This is a genomic window from Pseudomonas marginalis (assembly GCF_008692035.1).
Lineage (GTDB): Bacteria > Pseudomonadota > Gammaproteobacteria > Pseudomonadales > Pseudomonadaceae > Aquipseudomonas > Aquipseudomonas marginalis.
The window spans coordinates 17,332-29,150 of record NZ_VTFG01000001.1 but is presented as its reverse complement, the minus strand read 5'-3'; the positions used below and the strand labels follow the sequence as shown (position 1 = coordinate 29,150).

10 protein-coding genes are annotated in these 11,819 nt (G+C 62.3%); 6 read left to right on the top strand and 4 right to left on the bottom strand.

The window, feature by feature from the left end:
- Positions 1-13: 13 nt before the first annotated feature.
- The gene (locus FX984_RS00130) at positions 14-940 is read right to left on the bottom strand and encodes a carbon-nitrogen hydrolase family protein (protein ID WP_027606438.1); all 927 of its coding nucleotides are present in this window, start codon (positions 938-940) and stop codon (positions 14-16) included.
- A 91-nt stretch (positions 941-1,031) separates the two neighbouring features.
- On the opposite strand from FX984_RS00130, the gene FX984_RS00125 reads away from it, so the two are divergent.
- Complete coding sequence (locus FX984_RS00125) at positions 1,032-1,952, top strand: LysR family transcriptional regulator (RefSeq protein ID WP_146477973.1); 921 nt, start codon at positions 1,032-1,034, stop codon at positions 1,950-1,952.
- Here the strand turns inward: FX984_RS00125 and FX984_RS00120 are convergent.
- Positions 1,924-2,178 (bottom strand): hypothetical protein, encoded by a 255-nt coding sequence (locus tag FX984_RS00120; RefSeq protein ID WP_003190904.1) that lies wholly within the window; start codon positions 2,176-2,178, stop codon positions 1,924-1,926. The genes FX984_RS00125 and FX984_RS00120 overlap by 29 nt on opposite strands.
- Before the next feature lie 165 nt (positions 2,179-2,343).
- Here FX984_RS00120 and FX984_RS00115 point away from each other — a divergent pair, with 165 nt between their 5' ends.
- The gene (locus FX984_RS00115; protein WP_027606440.1) at positions 2,344-2,664 is read left to right on the top strand and encodes an ElaB/YgaM/YqjD family protein; all 321 of its coding nucleotides are present in this window, start codon (positions 2,344-2,346) and stop codon (positions 2,662-2,664) included.
- Positions 2,665-2,704: 40 nt separating this feature from the next.
- Here the strand turns inward: FX984_RS00115 and FX984_RS00110 are convergent, their stop codons facing one another.
- Positions 2,705-3,739, bottom strand: coding sequence for an Ldh family oxidoreductase (locus FX984_RS00110; RefSeq protein WP_027606441.1), 1,035 nt, complete (start codon positions 3,737-3,739; stop codon positions 2,705-2,707).
- A 180-nt stretch (positions 3,740-3,919) separates the two neighbouring features.
- Here FX984_RS00110 and FX984_RS00105 point away from each other — a divergent pair, with 180 nt between their 5' ends.
- Complete coding sequence (locus FX984_RS00105) at positions 3,920-9,025, top strand: dermonecrotic toxin domain-containing protein (protein ID WP_146477924.1); 5,106 nt, start codon at positions 3,920-3,922, stop codon at positions 9,023-9,025.
- Positions 9,026-9,045: 20 nt separating this feature from the next.
- Here FX984_RS00105 and FX984_RS00100 read toward each other — a convergent pair whose 3' ends face one another.
- Positions 9,046-9,315, bottom strand: a complete 270-nt coding sequence (locus FX984_RS00100; RefSeq protein ID WP_034104642.1) for a PepSY domain-containing protein — start codon at positions 9,313-9,315, stop codon at positions 9,046-9,048.
- Positions 9,316-9,457: 142 nt separating this feature from the next.
- Between FX984_RS00100 and FX984_RS00095 the strand changes: the two genes are divergently transcribed.
- The 3 genes from FX984_RS00095 to fapB all read left to right on the top strand — a co-directional run bounded on the left by FX984_RS00095 (position 9,458) and on the right by fapB (position 11,779).
- Positions 9,458-10,453, top strand: coding sequence for a FecR family protein (locus FX984_RS00095; protein ID WP_027606444.1), 996 nt, complete (start codon positions 9,458-9,460; stop codon positions 10,451-10,453).
- Positions 10,454-10,778: 325 nt separating this feature from the next.
- The gene (gene fapA, locus FX984_RS00090; protein WP_027606445.1) at positions 10,779-11,228 is read left to right on the top strand and encodes a fibril amyloid chaperone protein FapA; all 450 of its coding nucleotides are present in this window, start codon (positions 10,779-10,781) and stop codon (positions 11,226-11,228) included.
- Entirely contained in the window at positions 11,228-11,779 is a 552-nt protein-coding gene (gene fapB, locus FX984_RS00085; RefSeq protein WP_027606446.1) for a fibril amyloid subunit FapB, read from the top strand. The genes fapA and fapB overlap by 1 nt, the downstream gene beginning before the upstream one ends.
- The last annotated feature ends 40 nt before the right edge of the window (positions 11,780-11,819 follow it).

Sequence of the window (11,819 nt, the reverse complement as noted above, 5' to 3'; positions counted from 1 at the left end):
TTTCCACCCGCTTTCAGTCGGTGATATAGCGCACACCTGGCTTGGCGCGCTCATCCACCACCAGCTCGAACACATCCGGGCGGGCGTAATGCCCCACCACGTCATAGTCGTACCGCGCTCGCACCAGGTCATCGGTGTCGATCTGCGCCGTCAGCAGCCCGGCCTCCCCCACCAGTGGCCCGGCAAGGATGTCGCCCATGGGGCCGACAATCACGCTGCCGCCGGCGATCAACGGGCGTTCCGCAGGCCAGTTGGCGACCTCGATGCCCAATGCCTGGGGCGAGGCCTGCACCTGGCACGCACTGACCACAAAGCAGCGCCCTTCATGCGCCACATGGCGCATGCTCACCTGCCACATCTCGCGCTCATCCACCGTCGGCGCGCACCATACCTCGACGCCCTTGGCGTACATCGCGGTGCGCAGCAGCGGCATCATGTTTTCCCAGCACACCGCACCGCCGATACGCCCTGCCGCCGCGTCGATCACCGGCAAGGTCGAGCCGTCGCCCTTGCCCCAGATCAGCCGCTCGGTGCCGGTGGGCATCAGTTTGCGGTGCTTGGCCACCAGGCCGCCCGTGGGTTCGACATACAGCACGGTGCAATACAAACTGCTGCCACTGCGCTCGATCACCCCCAGCACCAGGCTGGCGCCGGTACGTGCCGACAGGCCGGCCAGGGCCTCGGTCTCGGCGCCCGGCACATCGATGGCGTTGGCAAAGTAGCGGGCAAAGGCTTCGCGGCCTTCGGGCAGGCGATAGCCCAATTGGGTGCCGAATCCTTCACCCTTGGGATAGCCGCCGAGCAGCGCTTCGGGCATCACCACCAATTGCGCGCCGCTGCGCAGGATCTCGTCTTCATAGGCGAGGATTTGCGCCAGGGTGTCGGCCTTGCCGCCAGGCAGGGAACCGATTTGCAGGGCCGCCACAGTAGAAACGGGCATCACGATCACTCCAGATAAGGGGGGTTGCCCATTCTCTCGCCAGGCTCGATCATGAATAAAGCCCACCTCAGTGCTGAATGATATGAGCCAGATGAATATCGCCCAGGTCGACCTGAACCTGCTGAAAACCTTCGAAGCCCTGCACGATGAGTCCAGCGCCAGCCGCGCGGCGTTGCGCCTGGGTGTCACGCAGTCGGCCATCAGTGCAGGCCTGCGACGTCTGCGCGACGTCTATGGCGACCAACTGTTTGTGCGCACCGGCCGTGGCCTGGCGCCGACGCTGCGGGCCAACCAATTGAAACCGGTGATCAGCGAGGCGCTGGCGCGCTGTCGGCAAAGCCTGGCGATGGTCAATCCGGACAACCCGAATTATCAAGGCCGGTCCGTGGTGGTGGGCCTGTCGGATGACTTCGAGATCGCCTATGGCCGCCGGCTGATGGATGCCATCGCACAGCGCTTGCCGAAGCTGCGGGTGATCTTTCGCCAGACCCATAGCCAGATCGTCGCCGGCGCCCTGCTCGATCGCACCCTGGACCTGGCAATTACTGCAGGCGGCTTTGCGCAAAGCCGGTTGAGTCGGCAGGTACTGGGAGAGGGGGATTATCGCTGCGTCGTGGACCCACGCAGCCTGGCGCCGGGCCAGGAAAGTCTCAGCCTGGATGAATTTGTCACCCGCGAGCATGTGCTGGTGTCGTCAGGCGGGTTCATCGGCATCACCGACGAAGGGCTGGCAGCGCAGGGCCTGAGCCGCCAGGTGTGCGCCTCGACCAGTCATTTTGCCGCACTGCCGTTTCTGCTCAAGGGCAGCCAGGCGGTGGCGACCATTCCCGGGCATGCGGCGCAGGCCATCGCCGAGATGACCGGCCTGCGGGTCCTGCCCTGCCCGCTGGCGCTGCCGCGCTACCCGGTGGAACTGGGTTGGCGCACCCAGGCCCAGCTTGATCCGATGTTGCTTAAAGTACGCGAAGCGATTGCCGCCGGCTTTACTTCGCCGCCGCCATCAACTTGTTGACTTCGCTGCGCACCATGTTGGAAAACTCCGGCGGCGACATGCCGTCGAGTTCGGCGCGGACCCATTCGGCCCACTTGCCCTTGCGCTTGGCGCGCTCACCGAACAACCGCGCGGCTTCGCCCTTGGCTTTGCCCAGGTTGGTTTGCCACAGGTCGTAGAGGCGGGACTTTTCATCTTCCAGCTCGGCGCGTTCGGCGAGGGTCTTGTTGGCGAGATTGAAGCTCATGTTGAAATTCCTGCTGCACAAATAGACGACATCTTACACTGTAGGTCGATTTTTCCGGATTCGGATTTCGTTCGCCAGTGCCGACCCGGCAAAAAAACTGCAACTTTTGCCACCGCCCGGCACTCCATTGTTCACTGTCACATTCACCTGCAAGGAGTCACACCCATGGCCCGCAAAACTGCCGCCCAAGCTGTTGAAGATCAAATCAAGGATCAAGCATTCAGTGAACTGACGGCCCTGATCGAAGAATCGGACAAGCTGCTTAAAAGCAGCGCTGCCCTGGTGGGCGAAGAAGGCGAAACCCTGCGCGAACAGGTCGCCATCAAACTCAAGCAGGCACTGGACTCGGTATCCAACGTGCGCGAGCGCAGCAAGCCGGTGGTCGATGCCACCGAAACCTACATCGGTGGCCATCCATGGCAGACCGTGGCGATCTCCGCGGGCTTTGGCCTGGTGATTGGCCTGCTGCTGGGTCGCCGTAACTGACCGACACATGCCCGTAGCAGCTGACGAGCCTCGTCAACTGCTACGTAGCCCAGTCCCGCAGCTGGTTCAACGCGTCCAGATCCACCACCACGCCCTCCTCCAACGACTTCGCCCGTGTGCGATGACGTCGATCCCCCGGTAAGCGCCGCAACCCCGCCGCATGCATCTGCCGCACCAGTTCCTGGCTGCGCTCGGCGAAGCTTTGCCCGGCGGTTTTGCTGGGGTCGATCACGATCAACAGTTGCCCGGTCCAGGGCGTGCGTGCGCCGGGGTGGTCGGCCCAGTTGAACTCGAAGGAAAAGTTACCGCCCGTCAAGGCCGCCGCCAGCAATTCGACCATCATCGACAACGCCGAGCCCTTGTGCCCGCCAAAGGGCAACAATGCGCCGCCTTCCAGCACAGCCTTGGGGTCGGTGGTGGGCTGGCCGAGGCTGTCGACCCCCATGCCCGGCGGCAAGCGCTCACCCTTGCGCGCGGCAATCTGCACGTCGCCGTGGGCGATGGCGCTGGTGGCCAGGTCGAACACAATCGGCAAGCCGTCGGCACGCGGCGCGGCAAAGGCAATGGGGTTGGTGCCGAACAGCGGCCGGTCGGCGCCATGGGGCACCACGCAGGTCATGCTGTTGACCACGCTCAGCGCCACCAATCCTTGCTCGGCGAAGGGTTCGACATCCGGCCACAAGGCCGCGAAGTGATGGGAATTGTGGATCGCCAGCAGTGCGATACCGGCACTGCGAGCCTTATCCACCAGCAGCGCGCGCGCCGCTTCAAGGGCCGGCTGGGCAAACCCGTTGCCGGCGTCTACCCGTACAAAGCCGGACGCCACATCAGTGACCACCGGCACCGCCTTGCCATTGACCCAGCCACTGGCCAACGTGCTGAGGTAACCGGGGATGCGGAAAATGCCGTGGCTATGGGCGCCGTCACGCTCGGCACTGGCGCAATTGCGCGCCAGGATTTCGGCCACTTCCGGCGCGGTGCCGTGTTTCACGAATACCGCACTCAGCAACCCCACCAGGTCGTTGAAACCGATGAGGGCTGTGGCGTTGTCGACTATCGGGGACTGGGCAGACATCTGTAGCTCCGATTTTATAATTGGAAGAGACAACAAGAATCCAGGCCGATGATTAAACAACGCCTGCCGTGCCTGCTGTCAACGGGCGCTTGAGATCTGCGCCAGTTATCTACCGCCCTCCACGTGATGCCAGCACCTACTTTGGAGCCTCAAACGCGCCATACCGATGGAGAGTGCAGCATGGCAAACGTCACCCCACCTTATTTCTTCGAAGAACTGTTGCGCCCGGACCGACGCAAGGAACCGACGGAACGGGAGCGTGCGCTCGGGTTCACCGTCAAGGACCTTGACTGGCTGAACACGCTGTATTACGCCACTGACGCGATACGCATGGCGCCGACGGAAACCGGCTATCCCATGCGGGTGGAAAGGCTGCTGGTGGGCCTCGCCGACCAACCTGCCATCCCATTGGCCGGCGCCTTCGTGATGAGCCCGACACCCGACGAGGCCAAGACCGTGCTCTATACGCCCTACGGCGGCCTGGAGCTGTTCGCAAGCCACACCGGGTTGTTCGATGCACTCGGCGACCGCCTGGCTCAACCGCAGCACCGCGCCGACCTGCTGAGTTTCCTGTCGATCGACGAGCGGGATGGGCTTGGGGCGGACACACGACTGACAGTCACCACCGCAGTGATCCAGGGCGCAGTGATGGAGGACCAGGAACGCGTGATCCTCGCGGCCCAGCAGAAAAATGTGCTGGCGATGCTCGCCGAGCTGCGCAAACTCCCCAGCCTGCGCGAGATGCTCGACACCTTGCTCGGCATCATGGCCCGCACCTATTTTCCAGGGGTGAACCAGAGCAACACCCGGGTGAACTTTTTCCGCCGTGCGGCCACGGCCGCGGACATGCACTGGGTCGCCTCCGAACCGCTGCGGGATGCGCTGTTGCGCTTCTATGTGCAGCAGGCCTGGCCCACGGACCAGACCCACACGTATTTCAACATCGGGCATGACACCCGGGCCTTCAGCGCCGAGCAACTGGTCCAGGAGCAACAGCGCTGGGACAGCGTGGTCGAACAAACCGCCAGCATTCTTTCGAAGTTATTGAACAGCCTGCTGCAAACCTACTGGAACGAAGACTTCAAGGATGGCCAGTCGCGCGTGCGCTTCTTCAGCCGGGTCATGGCTGACAAGTTTCGCGCCGACCTGTTGTTCAAGCACCAGGCAACGATCCTCAGCAGCGCTGAAAGCCTGCGGCTGCGCACGGTATTCCTTCCGGACCAGGCCGCGCGCAAAGCCGTTGACAGCCAGCTGAACATCGAAAAAGTGCGGGTGCATGCGCCTTTTCAGCATTACGTCGAGCTGGCCAGCACCCTGATGATCAGCACTGCCCACGCGTACCTCTACACCCAATCCCGTGGCTTGCAGGTACTCGCCGACCTCAAGGACCTCAACGACACCCTGCTGGCCATGCTCAAGACCGCGGGGCACGAAGACGAGTTGCTCAATTTCCTGTCCATGGATGAGCGCAGCGTATTCGTCGGCATGGATCACATCCAGGTGACCGGAACACCTGTCGCCGGCGATGTGTTCCAGGAAACGGTCGCGGACATCGTCGCCAAACAGCTCGGCAACCTTGAGCATGCGCTCGGGCTTTATCGGCGCAGCGCAGGCAACGTCGACCTGGCCGCCCTGCTCGACAGCGCCCTGGACGTACGCAACATGCTCGACACTCGGTTGCTGGAGCAGGAAAGCGACGGACGCTGGTCCATCCATCCGATTAGCAGCGGCAATGGCCGCCCCTCCACCGTCCAGGCGGAAAAAGCCAGGCTGCACCTGCAACGCCTGCAGGCGGTCGAGGCGGCAATGGCACGGGAGCGCAGCCAACTCCCAACCCTGCGCACCCTGGCCGCCCATGCGCTGCAGGTGGAGTTGAGCAGACGAAACCTGGACCTGCAGCCCGAAGACGTCTACATCAATACCTACCCCACCCAGGCCCAGGAGCGCGAAGAGCGCTTGCCCCAGGCGTCTTCGAGCATGGTCGAGCACTTTATCGCCCGCCTGGCCAGGCAAGCCGATGCCCTGCCCGCGTCCTACCTGACCTGGTTCTACGGCAAGCGCAGCGCCGGTGCCGCCTACAAACTGAACAACCTGACCCTCGCGACCTTCAACGCGATCATCGACCAGGTAGTGAGCACGTTTGCCCGCAATGACCTGCGCAGCTTGCCGAATGTGCTGCTGGAGAATAACCAGGCGCACCTGAGCCAGGGCATGCTGCAAGGCCTGAACGGCGAAGCGCAACTGCGGGCGCTGAACAAGAGCCTGTCGCCCGCCGGCCTGGCGTTGCTGGACAGCACGCTCCAGGCCGACAGCATGACCCGCCTCACCCGCCATGGCTTGAACGGCTTTATCCCGGATGCGTTCGGCCTGACTGTCCGCATCGGCTCGGATGCCACGCCCCATGCCCTGGCCAATTGTTTTGTATTGACCGAACGTGGCGGCCTGGACAACGTGCATTCAGGCATGGCGCTGTTGTGGACGCCCCATGGCGGCTATGAAGCCTTTGCATCGATCAAGGCCCTGCGCGATGACCTGGAGCAACGCCTGCAGGATCCCCGGCGGCGACTGCCCCTGATGGAAAACCTGCGCGTCTCCAAGCGCGTGCCCCATCAGGCCTGTCAGCTCGGCCCACTGCAACGTATCGACGATCACCTGCTGCATGACCGGCAACAGACCTACAGCGACTTCACCCGTGACGAGATCAATCATCTGTTCTGGATGGGACTGAAGGCCGCGCGTTTGCAGACCGGCATGGACAACCTGATCCGCCGCCCGCCACCGAGCAACCTGCCCAGGGCCATCGCCATCGCGCACGCGCTGGTCCGCCAGCAGGCGCTGCCGGTAGGGCTGGGCATGGCGCCACCCCACGAGCAAATCCTCCACGCCGAACTGCTGGAGCAATACCGCATCAGCGCACCGGACGCACGTGACTACCTGCACAGCATCACGCCGATGCGCAATGAAGCCCGGCGTGTGCTTGCGGAACTGCTCAACGCGCGTTTTCCGGGGCAAGTGGTCAATCCGGATAACGTATTGATACCCGGCCGTATCGACCTGAAAGGTAACGCCCAGACCCTGACGGACTTTGCCTTGCGGCACTTGCCCGAACTCAGTGGCGACGCCATACGGCCACGTTCGCGTACCGCCACGCCGCTGCCGGCGGCATTGGACGGCAATGCCATCGTGCAGCTGGTGCGCCAACTGGATTTGAAACGCCTCTACCAGGCCCGGCTCACCCCTCTGCTCAAGGGTCAGTCCGAAGATGCCCGCGAACGGCGTCGATTGTTCTGCCGGCAATTGCCCTGGCAATTGCTGCAATACGCCCATGGGCAAACCCTCGATGAGCGGCTGTCCGCCTCGGCCTGGAGCTATATCCAGCAAGCCTTCGACATGCCCGATGCGGTGGCGCGGGCCGCCGTGCGTGGCGCGACCGCGATCGTTCGTCCGCTTGAGTTGATCGCCACCGAGGGCGCGGCGCGGGTCAAGGCGCTGGGCTGCTACCTGATCGGGCCGGCCGCCGGCGTCCGCGGCCCACTGGTCCTGTACGCGCCCTACAGTCCCAGGCATCTATTGCGCGAATACGCGGATGAAGCCGCGCTGCTCCATGAATTCACCACCCCGGGCGCACTGCAGGATTGGATAGTCGGGCAGCTGGATGCGCCCCATCAAGCGACTTACCGCAACTTGCTGGGCGAGCGTTGGAGCCAAGGATTGTCCGAGATTCGTCTTGGCGTATCGCCCATCGGCGGCAACCTGCTGAACCAGTTGTTCGATGACAATAGTGAGATGCTGCTGCGGATGCTGGCCCGCCAGTTCGAGCGATTGGGCAGCGCCCAATGGGACGCGGTCACCAGCCTGTTCAGCGAGGAAATCCCCAAGGGCCTGCAATTGCTGGCCGGCAAGCTCGCCTATCCGCTGGTGGTGTGGCGCAGCTATGAATTGTTCAAGGTCTCCGCTGAAGACCTGCAGCAACATCGCTGGCAACACGCGCTCAAGACCTTTGCCGCCGGGGTGGCCGAGCTGGCCTCTTTGCGCAGGGACATGGACAAGGCCTTTGCGCCCTCACCCGATAGGTCGGCTGACCTGGACCTGACCGCTCCCGGGCGTACCCATTTGCAAGCGTTTGAAAACCATGGGGTGGCCTTGGCTGATTTGAAGCAAGTTTCACCCAACAGCCCCTATCGAGATGAGACCGGCACCCGCGATTTTGTCGCGGTGGCAGGCAAGGTCTACCCGGTGAAAAAAGCGGGGCAACGCTGGCGCCTGAGCAACGGCGAGTTGCACGGCCCTTATGTACAACACCATGCCCAGGGCGGCTGGACACTGGACCTGGATCGACATCATCCACGCTACGGAAAAACCTTGAGTCGCTACACCGGCAGGGTGCAAACACGGGCGGCCGAGCGCGATGCCATCAATATCGAAGCGGCGGGCATGCGGGAAATTGCGGCGTTGTCGAGTTGGAAAGCCCAGTGCATCGATGAAGCGCTCAATGTCGCGACGTACTATGCGGTCACCTGCAAGCGCAACCTCCTGCACTTTGCCACGCACCTGGACCCCAACGGCCGCGCGGGGCGGTTTTTCAGTGAGTTGTTCGGCGTGGTCACGCTGACCTCCGATCAAGTGCAAAGAGTCGAGCGACGCGTCGACGAACTGCTCGATGAGTTGACCAATCACACCCTGATCGGTCCCGACTCACAGCGTTTTGTCGCCGGCACCCATCGCTATAGCCCACACGACACGTTTGCCTTCGTACTGCCCAATGACACGGAGCAGAAAATCTATTTGCTCGATCGCTTCTTCGACCCGCACATGGATATCTACCAAAACCGTCTGAACACGCCCTTCAACCTCTCTGCCCATGCACGGGCAACGGTGCTGATTCACGAAATCACCCACATCAAATCCTTGACCGAAGACCTGGCCTACCTGGACAGCATGCGGCCGTTCCACGACCTGATCAATGTCAGCATCCGCGGCGCCAGGCCGATGCAGACCGACCTGGCCGACTTGCGTGAGACCGCCTTGTCCACCCTCACGCCCGCCGCCCTGCTGTTCAAGACCTGGGACGATTTTTCCCAGGAATGGGAAGACTTCGGCAGCAACCGCGGGACCACACCGGCCAAGGACAAGGTGCTGAGCACCACCGGCACTCGCACCCTCAGTGATGCCCGTGCCATCTTCATGAGCGACGCCGATAAACGTATCGATACCATTCTGGCGAATGCCGACTCGGTGACCTACATGATCAGCCAACTCGGCCGGGAACTGGATGCGGGAGCCTGAACAGGCTCCCGGCGGGTCTATCAGTCTTTCTGGTCACGCAGGATATTGCCCGAAGCGCCATCGATGCGCGCTTCATACACGGTGCCGTCTGACTTGCGGCCCTTGACTTCCCAATAGCCGTTGTCATCGGCTTCGGCCGCATAGACTTCGATGTAGCCGGCCTTGGTCTTGGCCACTTCAATCGCCTTTTCAATGGTGATCCAGCCCGCACCGGGCTTATCGGCCATGGCGGCGCCGGCACTGAGCAGCGCGGTGGTTGCACACAGGGCGACTAAGGTTTTCTTCAGCATATTCGTACTCCATTGTGGGAATGTCCTGAATTTTTTAGGTCCTGGCAAATAAGAATAAGTTCCAATTGATGTGCAATCGCCATGACGCCTGTTCTCGCGGTCCACCTCGGGAGGTTAGAATGTGCGAAATCAGGATGAGTTAATGAGCGAAAAGTCCGTTTCAGAAGCCGAATATGACGCCATCACCGACGCCGCCGCGCATTGGTGCATGCGCCTGCACGCCAGTGATTGCACCGCGGATGAACGTCAGGCTTTTGCGCAATGGCATGACTCCCATCCGCTGCACGCCTTTGAATACGCGGCCATGCTGGAAATCTGGGACGTCGCCGACCACCTGCCGCGCCACGAGATCCCGTCGGTGGTGGTGCCGTTCAAGCCGCGCAGCCGGCTGCGCACCTACGCGGTCGCGGCGGCGATCTGCCTGGTCGCCTTGCCTCTGGCCGCCTTCACTGGCTGGGAAGCCGGCTGGCTGCCGAGTTCCTATGAGCGTTTCCAGGCCGCCAACGGCTTGCGCCAGGTCACCCTGGGCGACGGCAGCCAGGTGGAACTCAACCTGGGTACCGAGCTGGTCTTCAGCAACTACAAGGATCAGCGCCGCGTCACGTTGAACAAGGGCGAGGCGTTCTTCAAAGTCAGCCATGACAGCGCCCATCCGTTTATCGTGCACGCAGGCGAAGGCCAGGTGCGCGTCACGGGCACCCAGTTCAACGTCTGGAAGTATGAAGACCAGGTGCGGGTCACGTTGCTCGAAGGCTCGGTGCAGATTGCCAGCGACGCGTTACACGGCAGCGTGCCCCTGACGCCGGGCATGCAGGCCAGCTACCAACAGGGCGATGCAACGCCGCGCATACAGGCAATCACCGCCAATGACAGCGCCCTGGCCTGGCGCCAGGGCAAGCTGGTGCTCGACAACCTGGCGCTGGTGGATGCGTTGCCGTTGATCAACCGCTACCTGAACAAACCGGTGATGCTGGCAGACGCCAACACCGGGACGATTCGCATCGGCGGCATCTACAACATCACCGAGGTCAATAACCTCATCCCCTCCTTGCCCAAGGTCTTGCCGGTCTATCTGACCCAGAACCAGGATGGCAACCCCGTACTCAATTCCATCCCGCGTAAATCCCCCAAAGGCTGAGCTTGCCCCCGGCTCGGGCGTCGTTGCGCCTGAAGTGTCCATTTTTGAGACACTCGACTCCCCTGGACCGCCCCTGTGGTGCGGATTCATCGTTTTGTCATAGGCAGTGTTACAACGCTGATACAGCTTGGTGAATCGTTTGTGGTACGGCGCTGTGTGTATGCCTGGGCGGCAGGTGTCTCAGCGCTGAAACAGCACTGACATCACTTCGCCCACAAACAACTCCAAGCCATTGAATAACAACGGTAAATAAAAAGCGGCACGGCTTCTGCTCTATCCCTTGCAGCGCTGTTTAGGGTCAGCGCGACGAATAAGGAATGCCGCCGTGGCCACACTCACTCAAGGTTCGATGAACGTGCTGCTGATCAGCTGTGTACTCAGCGTCGGCATCAGTGTTCCCAGCTTTGCAGAGGATGGCGTGATCGTGACAGGGCGCAACGTACAGGCTCATATGTACGGCCGCGCCGCCTTCGGTAAAGACCCCTACCCCACCACCGCCAACGCCAACCCCAGCCGGGACATCATCGGTGCCACTGGCGAGCTCAGTGATATGGATATCGGCGGCATCAGCAGCGGCTCAAGCATTGTCCGCGCAGTTCAGACCAACGGCACCTTGACCGGCCTGCACGCCACACAAAACAGCATGTCCACCCTGGGGGCCGGCTCCGCCGCGGGCCACGGTGCGGGCAGCGGCATGGGCGGGCAGATCAGCGACTCGGTCCAGCGCGGCATGGCGCCGTTGAATAACATCGGCAGCATGCTGGGGGGCAAGTGATGAATCGTTCCCTGCTCGTTCTCGCCCTGTTGGCCAGCGCCCCGGCATTCGCCGACGACACGGCGGTGATCCACAACAGCGGCCAACAATACCAGGGTGTCGTGTCGATCAACCAGGCGGCCGGCAACCAGCAACAAATGTCCAACAGCCGCGCCATCGCGCTCGGTGGCCAGGCCACCAACGTCAACATCCAGCGCCTCGACGGCAGTGTCGACCCGTCCCTGAACGCCAGGGCGGCGATCCAGGGCAGCTCATTTACCAACGGCAACGGTGTACTGGGCATCAACCAGTCGGCCGGGGCCAATAACCAATCCATCAATGCCGTGCGGATCAGCATCAACCCTGGCCCGCAAAGCATCGATGACAGCGTCCTGTTGCAACAGAACACCACGACGCTGGCAACCGACTCAGGGCTCACCCCCACCACTGGCAGCCGCCTTGTCGTTACGAGCGACCAGGCCTTCACAGGCAGCCGAGGAGTGATTCAGGTGAACCAGAGTGCCGGGGTGGGGAACCGAGTGGCTAACACCCTGGGCATCACTATCAAGTAAACGCTTGGTAGCACTCGTTAGACCGTACCAACACTTAACC